This is a genomic window from Acidocella aquatica, assembly GCF_030160635.1.
Classification (GTDB): Bacteria; Pseudomonadota; Alphaproteobacteria; order Acetobacterales; family Acetobacteraceae; genus Acidocella; species Acidocella aquatica.
In genome coordinates, this window is record NZ_BSOS01000067.1 from 213,287 (window position 1) to 228,092 (window position 14,806).

Annotated in this window: 16 protein-coding genes; 5 read left to right on the forward strand and 11 right to left on the reverse strand. The window is 65.0% G+C overall.

Annotated elements, in window-relative coordinates; all coding sequences use genetic code 11:
• Nucleotides 1-8: 8 nt before the first annotated feature.
• Genes queG through QQJ84_RS11950 form a run of 9 tightly spaced genes read right to left on the reverse strand, consistent with a single transcriptional unit; the run spans nt 9 to nt 7,492 of the window.
• Entirely contained in the window at nt 9-1,058 is a 1,050-nt protein-coding gene (gene queG / locus QQJ84_RS11910; protein ID WP_284258424.1) for a tRNA epoxyqueuosine(34) reductase QueG, read from the reverse strand.
• Nucleotides 1,045-1,509, reverse strand: coding sequence for a preQ(1) synthase (gene queF / locus QQJ84_RS11915; RefSeq protein ID WP_284258425.1), 465 nt, complete (start codon nt 1,507-1,509; stop codon nt 1,045-1,047). The genes queG and queF overlap by 14 nt, the downstream gene beginning before the upstream one ends.
• Entirely contained in the window at nt 1,502-2,620 is a 1,119-nt protein-coding gene (gene tgt, locus QQJ84_RS11920) for a tRNA guanosine(34) transglycosylase Tgt (protein ID WP_284258427.1), read from the reverse strand. Before tgt ends, queF begins: the two co-directional genes overlap by 8 nt.
• Nucleotides 2,617-3,639 carry a tRNA preQ1(34) S-adenosylmethionine ribosyltransferase-isomerase QueA gene (gene queA, locus QQJ84_RS11925; protein WP_284258428.1) on the reverse strand — a complete coding sequence of 341 codons (1,023 nt, stop codon included), beginning with the start codon at nt 3,637-3,639 and terminating at the stop codon, nt 2,617-2,619. The genes tgt and queA overlap by 4 nt, the downstream gene beginning before the upstream one ends.
• Before the next feature lie 18 nt (nt 3,640-3,657).
• On the reverse strand, nt 3,658-4,053 hold the full coding sequence (locus QQJ84_RS11930) for a VOC family protein (RefSeq protein ID WP_284258429.1): 396 nt from the start codon (nt 4,051-4,053) through the stop codon (nt 3,658-3,660).
• Nucleotides 4,053-5,699, reverse strand: a complete 1,647-nt coding sequence (locus QQJ84_RS11935; RefSeq protein ID WP_284258431.1) for a fumarate hydratase — start codon at nt 5,697-5,699, stop codon at nt 4,053-4,055. Before QQJ84_RS11935 ends, QQJ84_RS11930 begins: the two co-directional genes overlap by 1 nt.
• A 3-nt stretch (nt 5,700-5,702) precedes the next feature.
• Nucleotides 5,703-6,212: an SspB family protein gene (locus QQJ84_RS11940; RefSeq protein WP_284258432.1), complete on the reverse strand. Its 510-nt coding sequence runs from the start codon at nt 6,210-6,212 to the stop codon at nt 5,703-5,705.
• A gap of 36 nt (nt 6,213-6,248) precedes the next feature.
• Nucleotides 6,249-7,085, reverse strand: a complete 837-nt coding sequence (locus QQJ84_RS11945; protein WP_284258433.1) for a GNAT family N-acetyltransferase — start codon at nt 7,083-7,085, stop codon at nt 6,249-6,251.
• Entirely contained in the window at nt 7,082-7,492 is a 411-nt protein-coding gene (locus QQJ84_RS11950) for a Fur family transcriptional regulator (RefSeq protein WP_284258434.1), read from the reverse strand. The genes QQJ84_RS11945 and QQJ84_RS11950 overlap by 4 nt, the downstream gene beginning before the upstream one ends.
• Before the next feature lie 56 nt (nt 7,493-7,548).
• On the opposite strand from QQJ84_RS11950, the gene QQJ84_RS11955 reads away from it, so the two are divergent.
• From QQJ84_RS11955 to tldD, 4 genes are all read left to right on the forward strand, one after another.
• A complete protein-coding gene (locus QQJ84_RS11955; protein ID WP_284258435.1) occupies nt 7,549-7,794 on the forward strand; it encodes a sulfurtransferase TusA family protein in 246 nt (81 codons plus the stop codon).
• Nucleotides 7,795-7,871: 77 nt separating this feature from the next.
• Nucleotides 7,872-8,912, forward strand: a complete 1,041-nt coding sequence (locus QQJ84_RS11960) for a COX15/CtaA family protein (protein WP_284258437.1) — start codon at nt 7,872-7,874, stop codon at nt 8,910-8,912.
• On the forward strand, nt 8,909-9,973 hold the full coding sequence (locus QQJ84_RS11965) for a COX15/CtaA family protein (RefSeq protein WP_284258438.1): 1,065 nt from the start codon (nt 8,909-8,911) through the stop codon (nt 9,971-9,973). The genes QQJ84_RS11960 and QQJ84_RS11965 overlap by 4 nt, the downstream gene beginning before the upstream one ends.
• Complete coding sequence (gene tldD, locus QQJ84_RS11970) at nt 9,960-11,411, forward strand: metalloprotease TldD (protein WP_408862071.1); 1,452 nt, start codon at nt 9,960-9,962, stop codon at nt 11,409-11,411. The genes QQJ84_RS11965 and tldD overlap by 14 nt, the downstream gene beginning before the upstream one ends.
• Nucleotides 11,412-11,480: 69 nt before the next feature.
• On the opposite strand, the gene xylB is transcribed toward tldD, so the two are convergent.
• Nucleotides 11,481-12,971 (reverse strand): xylulokinase, encoded by a 1,491-nt coding sequence (xylB, locus tag QQJ84_RS11975; RefSeq protein ID WP_284258439.1) that lies wholly within the window; start codon nt 12,969-12,971, stop codon nt 11,481-11,483.
• Nucleotides 12,972-12,989: 18 nt separating this feature from the next.
• Between xylB and QQJ84_RS11980 the strand changes: the two genes are divergently transcribed.
• Nucleotides 12,990-14,042 carry an isopenicillin N synthase family dioxygenase gene (locus QQJ84_RS11980; protein WP_284258440.1) on the forward strand — a complete coding sequence of 351 codons (1,053 nt, stop codon included), beginning with the start codon at nt 12,990-12,992 and terminating at the stop codon, nt 14,040-14,042.
• On the opposite strand, the gene murI is transcribed toward QQJ84_RS11980, so the two are convergent.
• Nucleotides 14,021-14,806, reverse strand: a complete 786-nt coding sequence (murI, locus tag QQJ84_RS11985) for a glutamate racemase (protein ID WP_284258441.1) — start codon at nt 14,804-14,806, stop codon at nt 14,021-14,023. The genes QQJ84_RS11980 and murI overlap by 22 nt on opposite strands.

Genomic DNA, 14,806 nt, shown 5'->3' on the forward strand with positions numbered 1-14,806 from the left:
TTATAAACCTAAGGAAAGACCAGCCGCGCCGCCGCCCAGGCCCCCGCCTCGGCCACCACCGCGTCAGCGTCTCCCGCCAGCGCGCGCGCCACCTCCAGCAACCCAACATCCCCGCTGTTGCCAATCGCAATCGCCACATTGCGCACAAACCTGTTGCGCCCCACCCGCTTCACCGGGGAGCCCGCGAACATCGCCCGGAACCCGGCATCATCCAGCCCCGCCAGCGCCGCCAGCCGGGGGGCCGCCAGCTCCTCCCGATGCGCGAATTTCGCCTCCTGCCCGGCCTTGGCAAACTTGTTCCATGGGCAAACCGCCAAACAATCATCGCAGCCGTAAATCCGGTTGCCCATTCCCGCGCGCAAATTCTCAGGGATCGGCCCGTCATGCTCGATCGTCAGGTAGGAGACACACCGGCGCGCATCGAGCTGGTAGGGTGCGGGGAACGCCGCCGTCGGGCAGGCTTCCAAACATGCCTGGCAGCTCCCGCATCTATCCGCATGGGCGGCATCCGGCGCGATTTCCAGCGTGGTGAACACCTCGCCCAGAAACAGCCACGAGCCATGCGTGCGCGACACCAGGTTCGTGTGTTTCCCCTGCCACCCCAGCCCCGCCAGCGCCGCCAGCGGCTTCTCCATCACCGGTGCTGTATCAACAAACACCTTCACCCCCGCCCCGCGCGCGGCGATAAACTGCGCCAGGTGCTTCAACTTTCCCTTCACCACATCATGATAATCGCGCCCGCGCGCATAGACCGAGATATTGCCCACCCCGGGCGCGCCCACGCTGGCCAGCGCGTCGCCCTCCGGCGCGTAGGAAATCCCGAGCGAGACCACGCTCATCGCCTGCGGCCACAAAACCCGCGGGTCCGCCCGCTCATCGGCGCGCGCCGCCATCCAGCCCATGCCGCCATGGCGCCCGGCGGCCAAAAATTCCCTTAACCCCGCCTGGCGCTCTGGCGGCATAACCGCGCGGGCAAACCCCACCGCCTCAAACCCCAGCGCTGCCGCGCGCGCGCGTATCGCTGCCTTTTCCTGGCGCGCGAGATCACCCCCGGCCACGATACCCCGGCACACCCTGCTCGGGGATCCACGCCCCCTCCGGCGGCGCCCCGCTCTGCCAGAACACATCAATCGGGATTCCCCCGCGCGGATACCAGTAGGCCCCGATCCGCAACCATTTCGGGCGCAGCAGCTCCACCAGCCGGTCAGCGATCATCATGGTGCACGCTTCATGAAACGCGCCATGATTCCTGAAACTATAGAAAAACAGTTTCAGCGACTTGCTCTCAACCAGCCATTCGCCCGGAATATAATCGATCACGATATGCGCGAAATCCGGCTGCCCCGTCAGCGGGCAGAGTGAGGTGAACTCGGGCGTGGTGAAGCGCACCACCACATCCTTTCCCCCGGTCTGCGCCGCTACCCGCTCCAGCACCGCGCTCTCGGGCGAGGTGGGCGCCTGCGTGGCGCTGCCAAGCTGCTGCAAGCCGGCATAGCGTTCCTCAACCATGTTTCGCCTCCTCCCATCCGGCGCGCGTGGCTTGGCAATATTCATCGTAATTGCCTGCCAGAATCGCCACCCGCCCATCCTGCATCAGGCGTTGATAATAGGTGAGATTATGCATGGTCAGCAGCATCGGCCCCAAAATCTCCTGCGCGCGGAACAGATGATGCAGATACGCCCGCGTATGGCGCGTGCAGCACAAACAGCCGCAATTCTCATCCAGCGGCGTGCCATCATCAATAAACCGCGCATTGCGCAGGTTGAACACCCCGTGCGAGGTGAAGCCCCGCGCCGTCCGCCCCGCGCGGGTCGGCATCACGCAGTCGAACATATCAACGCCGCGCGCCACCGAGCCCAACAGGTCATCAGGCGTGCCAACACCCATCAGATACCGCGGCTTGCCGGTGGGCAGCAAAGGTGCCGTGATATCGAGCATTGCATACATCATCTCCTGGCCCTCACCCACCGCCAGCCCGCCGATGGCATAGCCCTCGAAGTTCAGCTCCCGCAGCGCCGCGGCTGATTCCTCGCGCAGATCCTTATAGACATTCCCCTGCACGATGCCGAACTGCCCATAGCCGTCGCGCGCCACAAAAGCGTCCCTTGAGCGCTTCGCCCAGCGGGTGGAAAGCCGCATCGATTTTGCCGCCTCCTCATGCGTCGCCGGAAATTTTGTGCATTCATCGAGCACCATCGTAATCGTGGCATCCAGAAGATACTGAATCTCCATCGAGCGCTCCGGCGTCAGATGATGCGCCGAGCCATCTATATGTGAGCGGAATGTCACGCCCGTCTCATCCATCTTGCGCAGCTTGGCGAGTGACATCACCTGGAACCCGCCGGAGTCGGTCAGGATCGGCCCTGGCCAGTCCATCATTTTATGCAATCCGCCGAGCCGCGCCACCCGCTCCGCGCCTGGGCGCAACATCAAATGATAAGTGTTGCCGAGCACGATCTTCGCGCCCGTCGCGCGCACGGCATCAGCGGTCATCGCCTTCACGGTTCCCGCTGTTCCCACCGCCATGAACGTCGGCGTCGGCACATCGCCATGCGCCGTATGCAGCATACCCGCCCGCGCCGCGCCATCCTGGCCCAGCAGATCAAATGAAAAACTCATGCTTTCTCCAGCAGGCAGGCATCGCCATAAGAATAAAACCGGTAGCCCGCCGCAATCGCATGCGCATAGGCCGCGCGAATGCGCTCCACCCCGGCAAAGGCCGAGACCAGCATCAGCAATGTGGAATGCGGCAGATGAAAATTCGTGAACAACAAATCCGCGACCTTGAACCTATAGCCCGGCAGAATGAAAATATCCGTCTCGCCGTCAAAGGGTTGCACCAGACCATCATCCCCCGCGGCTGACTCGATCACCCGCAGCGCCGTTGTTCCCACCGGCACAATCCGCCCGCCCGCTGCCCGCACCGCGTTAATCTTCGCCGCTGCCTCGGGGGAAACAAACCCCCGCTCCGCATGCATCCGATGCTCCGCGAGTTCCTCAACCCGCACCGGCAGAAACGTCCCCGCGCCCACATGCAGGGTCACGCGCACAATCTCCACCCCTGCCGCCGCCAAAGCCTCAGCCAGCGCCTCGGTAAAATGCAGCCCCGCCGTGGGCGCGGCCACCGCGCCCTCATTCGCCGCGAACATGGTCTGATAATCCGCCTTGTCCTGCGCGGTAATGCCCTCCGGCCGCGCGATATAGGGCGGCAGCGCCAGCGCCCCGCTGCGCGCCAGTGCGGCGTAAAAATCATCCGCCACAAAGCGCAGAAACGCCGCGCCGCCTTCCAGAACCTCCAGCACCTCGGCGGAGAATTGCGGATCAATCACCAGCACATCCCCGGCCTTCACCCGCCGCGCGTTGCGCAGTAAAACCCGCCAGCTGCCATCATCGCGCCGGCGGTCCAGCGTAATGCCGATCCGCGCCGCGCCGCGATAGGCGCTCAGCTGCGCCGGGATCACCCTGGTATCATTGACCACCAGCAGATCGCCACGCCGCAGCAGCCCCGGCAGATCGCGCACCCGCCAGTCGCGCAGCTCGCCTGCCACATGCAGCAGCCGCGCGGAATCACGCGGGCGCGCGGGCTGCGCCGCGATGCGCTCCGGCGGCAATTCATATCCAAAATCGGATAGTTTCATGGGTTGGCACCCATGAATTCAATCCCCCATATACGAGGCTAACTCGATCAAATTCCCATCCGGGTCGCGGCAATAAACCGAGGTTATATCCCCCAGCGCGCCGATGCGCGACACCGGCCCGCGTTCAACCGCCACGCCGCAGGCATGCAACTGCGCCACCGCGTCTTCCGGCCGCACCGCGATCACGAAACACAAATCCAGCGTCCCCGGCCGGGCCTCGCGCGCATGGGGCAACACCTCGTTGCCCACCTCGTGCAGATTTATCTTCTGCGCCCCAAAGCGCAGCGCCGTGCGGTTGCTCCCGCCGTATTCCTCCCGCTCCATGCCCAGAACACGCTGATACCAGGCCGCCGTCTCGGTCAGATCGTTACAGGTCATCACCACATGGTCGATGCGGTCGACGGTGAATTTCATCAGGCAAGCTCACTGAAAAAATCATTGCCCTTGTCGTCCACCACGATGAACGCCGGGAAATCCTTCACCTCTATTTTCCAGACCGCCTCCATCCCCAGCTCGGGATATTCCAGAACCTCGACCTTGGTGATGTTATTCTGCGCCAGAACCGCCGCCGGCCCGCCGATGGAGCCCAGATAGAACCCGCCATGCGCCTTGCACGCATCGCGCACGGCGCGCGAGCGGTTGCCCTTGGCCAGCATGATGAGCGACCCGCCCGCCGCCTGGAACTCTTCGACATAGCTATCCATCCGCCCGGCGGTGGTCGGGCCGAAGCTGCCTGTCACCATCCCCTCCGGCGTTTTCGCCGGCCCGGCGTAATACACTGGATGGTTCTTCATATAATCGGGCATACCCTCGCCGCGGTCGAGCCGTTCCTTCAGCTTGGCATGGGCGATATCGCGCGCCACCACAATCGTGCCGCTCAGCGCCACCCGGGTCTTGATCGGATACTGCGACAGCGTGGCCAGAATTTCGGCCATCGGCTTGTTCAGATCAATCGCCACCACCTCGCCGCCCAGATGCGCCTCGGTCACCTCCGGCAGATATTTCGCGGGGTCGGTCTCAAGCTGCTCCAGAAACACGCCGTCCTTGGTGATTTTTGCCTTGATCTGCCGGTCGGCCGAACACGACACGCCAATGCCGATTGGCAGGCTCGCGCCATGGCGCGGCAGGCGGATCACCCGCACATCGTGGCAGAAATATTTGCCGCCAAACTGCGCGCCGATGCCGATGCGCTGGGTCATCTCCAGCACGCGCGCTTCCATCTCCACATCGCGGAAGGCGTGGCCCAGCCTGCTGCCCTGCGTGGGCAGTTCGTCGAGATATTTCGTGGACCCCAGCTTCACCGTCTTCAGGTTCATCTCGGCCGAGGTGCCGCCGATGACGATGGAGAGATGATACGGCGGGCAGGCCGAAGTCCCCAGCGTCTTGGTCTTCGCCTCGATAAACGCCAGCAGCTTCTCAGGCGTCAGCACCGCCCGTGTCTCCTGGTAGAGATATGTCTTATTGGCCGATCCGCCGCCCTTGGCGATGAACATCAGATGAAACTCATCGGCATGATGCTCGCCGGGTGCTGCCATGATATCAAACTGCACCGGCAGGTTATTGCCGGTGTTCACCTCGTCATACATACTCAGCGGCGCCATCTGTGAATAACGCAAATTCGTCTCAGTATAGGTGCGGTGCACCCCCCAGCTCAGCGCCTCTTCCTCATTGCCTTCCACCCACACACGCTGGCCTTTTTTGCCGAACACCAGCGCCGTGCCGGTATCCTGGCACATCGGCAACACGCCGCCGGCGGCAATCGAGGCGTTCTTCAGAAACTCCATCGCCACATAGCGGTCGTTCTCAGACGCCTCCGGGTCCTGCAAAATTTTTGCCAGTTGCGCCAGATGCGCCGGACGCAGCAGATGCGAGACATCGTGAAACGCCGCGAAGGCCAGCGCGCTCAGCGCATCGGCGCTCACCTTCAGCACCGTTTTGCCGTCCACCTGCAGGGTGGAGACACCCTCAATATCCAGTTTACGATACGGGGTCGTATCCTCCCCCAGCGGGAGCATCGGCGAATAGGCAAACCCTGGTTTCAGCTGCGTCGTCACGTTCATCTCTCAGGAATCTTTCTGCTTTTTCCGGAAGGCGTCCAAACTCACCACATCGGCCGGCCCATCGCTCGGGCGCGAGGGCACATCATCGCCCTCCGGCGCCGGCATATCCGCGACCTTGATCGGCTCGGGCACTTCCACCTCAAAATGCAGGCCAAAGCGCACTTCCGGGTCGGCAAAGCTGGTAATGGCCGCCACTGGAATGGTCAGAATGCTCGGCACCCCGCCAAAGGCCAGGCCGACATTCATCTCTGTCCCCGCCGCGTCCACGCTCAGGCTGTGGAACTGGTGCTGCAGCACAATGGTCATCTCGTCGGGATATTGCACGCGCAGCCGGTCGGGGATTTTCACCCCCGGATAGGCGGTCTTGAAGGTAATGTAGAAATGATGCCCGCCGGGCAGCCCTTCCGCCGCCGCATGGCGCAGCGCGCTCACCACCACATGGCGCAGCGCATCCTGCGTCCACTCATCATAGGGCAGCAGCGAGTCCGGCACATTCAAATCATCGTCAGCCATTAACCAATCCCCCAAGCCACCTGGTCACCCCAGGCCTCAACGCGCATCGCGCTCGTAATGCCGGTAATATTTATCCGTCACCAGATCCGTCTGCACCACCACAGCGATGTCAGTGGTGTTGAACTGGTGGTCGATCACCGCCCCATCCCCCACAAACCCGCCCAGCCGCAGATAGCCTTTTACCAGCGGCGGCAGGCGCAGCAATGCCTGGCGCGCGTCCACCGCCCCGGGGGCGCAGCGGTGCATGTCGATATAGCGCTCCGCCAGGGCGCGCGGGCGTATCGCCTCCGGCGCCAGATGATGCATGCTCAGATACGTCAGCTCCAGCGCCAGCGCGTCCGGGTCGGTCCCGCTCAGCGAGGCGCAGCCGAACATTATATCTATGCCATGATGGAAGACATAGGCCGCAATCCCCCGCCAGAGCAGCTGCAACACCGCGCGGGAGCGATAAGCCGCATCCGTGCAGCTGCGCCCCAGCTCCAGCTTGCGCCCGGGGAACCTCTCCAGGGCTGAAATATCGTATTCGGCCTGGGTATAGAACCGGCCGATTTTCGCCGCCGCCTCCTCGCGGATCAGCCGGTAGGTGCCCACCACCCCGGCGGCGCCTTCGCCCCGGTCATGGTCGATGACCAGCAGATGGTCCGCCAGCGCGTCGAACTCATCGCAATCGCGCCGGGTGGCCACCGCCGCAGCATCCGCCTGCGCGCCCATTTCCTCGTAAAACACGCGATAACGCAGCGCCAGCGCGGCATCGAGCTCGCCCGGCGTGGCGGCAAGCCGCACCCCCAGGTTCCCCGCGCGCAATTCGGCAAACCCTGGCGCCGCGACGCCAATGGCAACGCGCGGCGATTCCGGCCTGAGACTTTCATTCATTTTTTTATCCGCCGGCCAAATAACTCGATTTTTATGATATCGACCTCAAACCCCTGCATCCGGGCCACGTCGCGCAGCAGCGCCTCGGCCTGCGGCGAGGCAAACTCCACCACCGTGCCAACTTCCTGGTCAACCAGATGAAAATGCGTCCGCTCCTGGCTTGGTTCATAGCGCGCGCGTTTCCCACCCAGGTCCCGCCGCGCCAGAATGCCCTTGGCTTCCAGCAGACGCACGGTCCGGTACACGGTCGCCAAAGAAATCCGCGCGTCAACCCTGTTCGCCCGGCGGTGCAGTTCATCCACATCCGGGTGGTCAGTCGCCTCGGAAAGCACGCGCGCGATCACCCGGCGCGGGCCTGTCATCTTCAGCCCGTTCTCTATGCACAGGCGCTCGATGCTTATATCCATCACCTGCCTTGTGGCCTAAGTTTTTTCTCCGGTCCAGCCTTGCGAGAGACAGAATAATGACATCACCCCTCCCGGTGCACCATAAAGCCATCGATATCACCGCCGAAACCTGCCCCATGACCTTCGTGCGCACCCGCCTTGCGCTGGATACGATCCAAACCGGGGAGATCCTGCTGGTCCGCCTCAAGGGCGCCGACCCGCTGGCCAATGTGCCCCGCGCCGCGGCTGACCAGGGGCACGACCCGCTGGAACTGCTCGAACAGCCTGACGGCAGCTGGCTCCTGGTCATCCAGAAAGGCTGACCCCCCCCGCTGCTGGCGAATTGCGCCGCCAGGGCCTATATGCCGCGCGTGTCACCGTGCCCAACAGGAGCCTGAGCTTGTCCAAATCGAGCGCCACCATCGCCGCCGGCCAAACCAACCGCGTTCTTATTTCCGCCTGGCTCTACACCGTCTGTTTCATGATCTGGGTCATGGTTGGCATCGGCGGCTTCACACGCGAGACCGGCTCGGGCCTCTCCATCATGAACTGGGACCCCATCGTCGGCGCGCTCCCGCCCATGACCGCCGATGCCTGGAACAAGCTCTTCGCGCTCTACCAGACCATCCCGCAGGCGCAGATCCTGCACAAGGGCATGGACCTCGCGGGCTTCCAACAGCTCTTCTGGCCCGAATACATCCACCGCCTCTGGGGACGGCTCATCGGCGTGGTCTTCTTCCTCCCCCTGCTCGGCTTCATCCTCGCCCGGCGCATCGAAGCCCGGCTGATCCCCTGGCTGCTCCTGCTTTTCCTCATGGGCGGGCTGCAAGGCGCCATCGGCTGGTTCATGGTCTCCTCGGGCTTCTTCGCGGGCAGCACGGCGGTCGAGCCCTGGCGCCTCTCGCTGCATTTCTCCGCCGCCATGTTCCTTTATGTCTCAGTGCTCTGGACCGCGCTCACCGTCCGCCACCCCACCCCCACCGACCCCTTTGAGCAACGCGGCCTGCAACGCCTGACCACGCTGGCCATATTGCTGCTGTTCTGCACCATGTTCGCGGGCACCTTTGTTTCGGGCACCCACGCCATCTCGGTGTTCGACCCCGCGAAAGCCATCGGCGTCGGCATGCCCCCCCCGGGCTACCCCGACACCAGCTTCTTCACCGACCAGGCGACCATTCTCTTCAACCACCAGGCCCTGGCCACGCTCACCACGCTGGTGTTGCTCATCACCGCCACCAAGGCCCTGCGCAGCAACGCCGGCGCCCCGATCCGCGACGCGGGGCTCGCCATCGCAGGCTTCGTGCTGCTGCAATTCACCCTGGGGGTCAGCGCCCTGGTCTCCAAAATGCTGGACCTCGGCGTCGCCCACCAGATGAACGCCGTGCTGCTCCTCACCGCCTGCATCCTGCTGCTGCACCGCCTGCGCGGCGCCACCGCATGACCCCCGCGCGCCCAAATAAGCTCCTGGGCAACTGGCTCATCCTGCTCGCCTGCATGATCTTCGGCATGGTCATCGGCGGCGGCCACGCGCGCACCATCAACGCGGGTTTCAGCATTCAGGTCTGGCGGCCGATCACCGGCTTCATCCCGCCGATGACCGCGGCCGACTGGTCCTACCTCTTCGGCCTCTACCAAAAAACCGCGCTCTTCCAGTCCCACCCCATCAGCCTTGCCGCCTACAAGGCGCTGTTCTGGCCGATGTTCCTTGACCGTTGCTGGGGCCGGCTGATCGCGCTCACCTTCATCATCCCCTTCGTTTATTTCTGGTACACCGGTCAGCTCTCGCGGCGCCTCAAACTCTGGCTCGGCGCCGTCTTCCTGGCAGGCGCGGGCCAGGCCACCTATGGCTGGTATATGGTGCAGACCGGCATGCAGCCCGGTGTGCTCTCGCCGCCGCCCGCCTGGGCCGGGCCGCATCTGGTCACCGCCATGATGGTGCTCTTCGCCCTGCTCTGGACCGGGCTGAGCATCCGCACCCCAACCCCCGCGCATCTGCCCGGCGCCCAAACCCTGCGCCGCCTCACCAGCGCCAGCCTCGCGCTCATTCTCCTCACCATGTTTTATGGCGCGCTGGTCGCCACCACCAACGCCATCACCGTGTTCAACACCTTCCCCACCATGGACGGCCAGTGGATTCCCAAGGGCTTCCTCACCTTCCAGCCGCTCTGGTGGAACTTCATCGCCAACCAGGCCACCGTGCAGTTCTGCCACCGGCTGTTGGCCACCATCACCGCGCTCACCGTGCTCGCCACCGCCACCCTCGGCCTGCGCGCCCCGCTGCCCCCGGCGCTGCGTGACAATTTTCTCATCGTTGCCGCCCTGGTGGCGTTGCAATACCTGCTCGGGATGACCACCCTTATCCTGGCCGCGCCCGAGCTGGGCTATGTCCACGAACTTAACGCCGTGCTGCTGTTCGGGGCCACCACCCTGGCCCGCCACGGCCTGCGCGGCGCCACCGCCGGGCGCCGTCTCAGCCCATCCCTCGCTGTTGGAGCAGAATAAATTGTCCGAAGCCCTCGCCACCGCCGCCACCCTCTTCCACGGCACCAACGGGCTGGACCCGCACACCGCCGCCCGCCACATCGCCACCGCGACCGATGGCGCCGATGATGGCGAGCTGTTCCTCGAATACCGGGAGTCTGAATCCATCAGCCTCGATGACGGCCGCATCCGTTCCGCCAGCTTTGACACGCGCCGGGGCTTTGGCCTGCGCGCGGTGCTGGGCGAGGCCAGCTACTACGCCCATGCCGGTGAGATCACCGATGAAGCCCTGGCCCGCGCCGCCGCCACCATCAAGGCCGCCAAATCGCTGGAACATTCCGCCACCGCCGCAGGCCCCGCCGCCGCGCCCGCCCCGCTTTATGCCGGGCTGAACCCGCTGGCCGAAATGCCGTTTTCCACCCGCGCGGAGCTGCTGCAGGAGATTGACGCTTTCGCCCGCGCCGCCGACCCGCGGGTCATCCAGGTCATGGCTTCCATCGCGGGTGAATGGCAGGCCATCGAGATCATCCGCGCCGACTCAACCCGCCTGGCCGACCTGCGCCCCCTGGTCCGCCTCAACGTCTCCGTCGTGCTGGAACACAACGGGCGGCGCGAGTCCGGCTCCCACGGCGCGGGTGGGCGCACCTCCTACGCGCCGCTCATCGCCCCGGCCTATTGGCAGGGCGCGGTGCATGAGGCCATCCGCCAGGCCGCCGTGAACCTTGAGAGCATCCCAGCTCCCGCCGGTGAAATGCCCGTGGTTCTGGGCGCCGGCTGGCCGGGCATCCTCCTCCATGAGGCCATCGGCCACGGGCTGGAGGGTGACTTCAACCGCAAGCAGACCTCGGCCTTCGCCGGGCTCATGGGCAGCCGCATCGCGGCCAAGGGCGTAAGCGTGGTGGACGACGGCACCATCCCCAACCGCCGCGGCTCATTGACGATTGACGACGAAGGCACCCCCACCTCGCGCACCGTGTTAATCGAGGACGGCATCCTCACCGGCTTCCTGCAGGACCGCCAGAACGCCCGGCTGATGAACATGCGCCCCACCGGCAACGGGCGGCGCGAATCCTACGCCCATTCCCCCATGCCGCGCATGACCAACACGATCATGCTCGGCGGCGATGCGAACAAGGAGGATATGATAAAGAGCATCAAACGCGGCCTCTACGCCGTCAACTTCGGCGGCGGCCAGGTGGACATCACCTCCGGCAAATTCGTCTTCTCCGCCTCGGAGGCCTATATGATCGAGGACGGCAAAATCACCGCCCCGGTGAAGGGCGCCACCCTCATCGGCAACGGGCCGGACGCGCTGACCAAAGTAGAGATGATCGGCAACGACATGGAGCTGGACCCAGGTGTTGGCACCTGCGGCAAAAACGGCCAGGGCGTGCCCGTGGGCGTCGGCCAGCCGACCATGAAAATGTCCGGCCTCACGGTCGGCGGCACCGCGGCCTGACCCGCCAACCGCCCCCCACCGCCACCGTCATCCACCACCGTCATGCCAGCGCAAGCTGGCATCTCCTCTCTACCCCCCTACATCCCAGAGCCGGTGGTTAACCTCCACCAGCCCCGCCTGCGCATCCTTATAAATCCCGAACAAACGGTCATACATCGCATGCGCCCCCGCATCCGGCGCGGTCACATCCAGCAACCGCACGCACCGCGCCACCGCCTGCGCGGGTGAGGCAAACACCCCCACGCCGACCCCCGCCATCAGCGCGGCGCCGAACGAGGCATCGCCCGCCTCGGTGCGCTCCACCACCAGCCCGGTCACATCGGCGATGATCTTGCGCCAGGCCGCGCTGCGCGCCCCGCCGCCCATCAGCCGTATCACCCCGAAGCCAAGCCCCATCCCGCGCGCCGCTTCCAGCAGATCCCTGATCGAAAACGCGATCCCCTCGTAGAGCGCCCGCGCGAAATGCGCCCGGCCGTGCGAAATCGTCAGCCCGATGAAATCGCCGCGCAGCAGCGGGTCCCAATAGGGCGAGCGCTCACCCTGCAGATATGGGTGAAACAGCAGCCCCTCCGCCCCGGCCCGCACGCCGGCCGCCAGCGCGTCCATCTCCTCGAACCCGCCCTGCGCGAACATCAGATCGCGCAGCCAGCGATGCGCCGAGGCGCAGGAATTCGTCCCCGTCGCGGTGTAATACATCCCCGGCATGATATGCGGATAACAGGAGATCGGCGGGTTCACGCTCGGCCCCTGCGTCGCCAGATACAACACCCCCGCCGTCGCCAGCTTCACCCCGCCCATGCCCGGCGTTACCGCGCCCACGCCAAAAAACTCCACCGTGGTGTCGTTCGCGCCGCACACCACCGGCGTTCCCGCCGCCAGCCCGCACAGGGCTGCGGCGGCGGGCAACACGCCCCCCACCACCGATGATGCCTCCACAATCGGCGGCAGGCGCGCCATGTCCCACCCGATCAACCCGCAAATCTCGGCTGACCAGCCGCGCGTGGCGTCCTCGGCCAGCAGGCTGCCCATGGCGTCGGAGAAATCGGTCTCCCAGGTTCCGGTGAGGCAAAAGCGCAGATAATCCTTCGCCAGATACAACCGCCGCACCCGCGCCATCACCTCCGGCTCATGGTTTTGCAGCCAGGCCAGCATCGCCAGCGTCCAGGTCGGGTTAACCCGGTTCAGGCCAATCTCCACAATCCGCGCCCCGGCCCGTGCGTGCAAGGCGGCCGCCTCGGCGGCGCTGCGCTGGTCGTTCCACATAATCGCCGGGCGCAGCACATGGCCCGCCTCATCGGTCAGCACCGGAATATGCGCCCCGGCTGAAACGCCCACCCCGGCGATCTCATCAGCCCCGATCCCCGCCGCCGCCAGCGCCTGGGGCACCGCCCGGCACAATGCGGCGAACCACTCGCCCGGGTCCTGCTCGGACCATCCCGGCCGCGCCACCACGGTGGTCACCGGCGCGCCCGCCTCGCCCGCAACCTCCCCCGCCGCGTTGATAATCGTCACCTTGAGGCTGCCCGCCCCCAGATCGATGCCACAAAGATATTTTTTCATACCGGCCCCTGGAACCCCGTGTCAGACAGGTCTAACTTTATGGCCATGGCGGACACCACACAACTCGACCCCGGGCTGATCCCCCAGCAGGTTTTGCCGGACCAGATTCCGGTCATCGACCTCGCCCCCTTCCGGCACGGCACCCTGGCGGAAAAAGCCCAGGTTGCGGCCAAAATCGGCGCCGCCTGCCGCAACACCGGCTTCTTCTACATCGTCAATCACGGCGTTCCCCCTGAACTGGTGGCCGATGTCTACGCCCAGGCCAAACGCTTCTTCGCCCTCCCGCCCGCGCAAAAGGCGCAGATCGCCATCGAGAAATCCCCCTGCCATCGCGGCTGGTTCCAGGTCGGCGGCGAAAACCTCGACCCGCGAAAACAAACGCAAAACGGCGACCTCAAAGAGGGCATCAAAATCGGCAACGACCTGCCGCCAACCCACCCTCTGGTGCTGGCGAACACGCCGCTGCACGGCCCCAACCAATGGCCGGACCTGCCGGGCTGGCGCGCGGTGATGCAAAATTATTTCAGCGCCATGGAAAGCCTGGGCCGCGAACTGCTGCACAGCTTCGCCCTCGCGCTGGGCCTCACGGAAACCTATTTTGACCGTTGGCTCTCCACCCCCATGACCACGCTGGGCCCGCTGCACTACCCGCCGCAGCGCGGCCATATCACCGAGGCCCAGCTCGGCGCCGGTGCGCATACTGATTTTGGGTGCCTCACCATACTGGCGCAGGACGATACCGGCGGCCTGCAGGTGCGCGGCAAATCCGGCGCCTGGCTCGCCGCCCCGCCCATCCCCGGCAGCTTCGTCGTCAACATCGGCGACATGATGGAGCGCTGGACCAATGGCGTCTTCGCCTCCACCCTGCACCGCGTCGTCAACGCCTCGGGGCGGGAGCGTTATTCCATTCCCTTTTTCTTCGACCCCGATTTCGCCACGCCGGTTGAATGCCTGCCCACATGCCTGGCGCCGGGGGAGACGCCGAAATATCCACCCACCACGGCGGGCCGGCATCTGCTCGATAAAATCAACGAGTCATTTGCTTACCATCAGGAAAAACAGGGTCCCTGACGGATTTCATAAAACCCGAATTCCGCCAGCCGCGGCCGCATGACATCCAGATCCGGCAGCGCCGCGGTGAACCACGCCACCTCCGCCTGCGGCTCCGGCGCGGTGGAAAAACCTTCCGTCACCGCCAGCGTGCGCCTTGCCACCGGCAACGCCGGATCGAACCACTTCACATCGGGATAGAGCGCCTCGAACTCGGGGTGCAGAAACGTATAATGCGTGCAGCCCAGCGCCACCGCGTCAATCCGCTCCGCGCCCGGCTGGCTGAACAGCGGCGCCACGGCGCTCGCCACATCCACCGCCTGGCCGCGGAATTTCCGCTCCGCCAGCTCCGCCAGCGTGGGCGCGCCAAGGCTGTGGATTTCACAATCGGGCGCGAATGCTTCGATCAGCTCGCGCAGATACGCCCGGCGCACCGTCGCGGCGGTGGCCAGAATGCCGATCACCCTGGTTTTGCTCGCCGCCGCCGCCGGCTTGATCGGCGGCACGCAGCCGATGAAGGGCAGCGCATACGCCGCCCGCAGCGCCGCCAGCGCGATGGTGCTGGCGGTGTTGCATGCCACCACCACGGCATCCGGCTTTAAAAACTCAATGGCCTTGCCGATAAGCCCCACGATATGCGGCAGCAGCACCGCATCGGGTTTTTCGCCGTAGGGGAAAAACCCGATGTCGGCGAGGTAGCTGATCCGCGCGTGCGGCTGCAACCGGCGGATCTCGCGCACCACCCCCAGACCGCCAATCCCTGAATCAAAAACAAGCAGATGCAT

Bases quoted from the DNA above. Each gene is read 5' to 3' on its own strand.
- queF (WP_284258425.1), bottom strand. From the start codon at position 1,509: ATGGTTGAGGAACGCTATGCCGGCTTGCAGCAGCTTGGCAGCGCCACG.
- tgt (WP_284258427.1), bottom strand. From the start codon at position 2,620: ATGAGTTTTTCATTTGATCTGCTGGGCCAGGATGGCGCGGCGCGGGCG.
- queA (WP_284258428.1), bottom strand. From the start codon at position 3,639: ATGAAACTATCCGATTTTGGATATGAATTGCCGCCGGAGCGCATCGCG.
- QQJ84_RS11930 (WP_284258429.1), bottom strand. From the start codon at position 4,053: ATGAAATTCACCGTCGACCGCATCGACCATGTGGTGATGACCTGTAAC.
- QQJ84_RS11935 (WP_284258431.1), bottom strand. From the start codon at position 5,699: ATGAACGTGACGACGCAGCTGAAACCAGGGTTTGCCTATTCGCCGATG.
- QQJ84_RS11940 (WP_284258432.1), bottom strand. From the start codon at position 6,212: ATGGCTGACGATGATTTGAATGTGCCGGACTCGCTGCTGCCCTATGAT.
- QQJ84_RS11945 (WP_284258433.1), bottom strand. From the start codon at position 7,085: ATGAATGAAAGTCTCAGGCCGGAATCGCCGCGCGTTGCCATTGGCGTC.
- QQJ84_RS11950 (WP_284258434.1), bottom strand. From the start codon at position 7,492: ATGGATATAAGCATCGAGCGCCTGTGCATAGAGAACGGGCTGAAGATG.
- QQJ84_RS11955 (WP_284258435.1), top strand. From the start codon at position 7,549: ATGACATCACCCCTCCCGGTGCACCATAAAGCCATCGATATCACCGCC.
- QQJ84_RS11965 (WP_284258438.1), top strand. From the start codon at position 8,909: ATGACCCCCGCGCGCCCAAATAAGCTCCTGGGCAACTGGCTCATCCTG.
- xylB (WP_284258439.1), bottom strand. From the start codon at position 12,971: ATGAAAAAATATCTTTGTGGCATCGATCTGGGGGCGGGCAGCCTCAAG.
- murI (WP_284258441.1), bottom strand. From the start codon at position 14,806: ATGCATCTGCTTGTTTTTGATTCAGGGATTGGCGGTCTGGGGGTGGTG.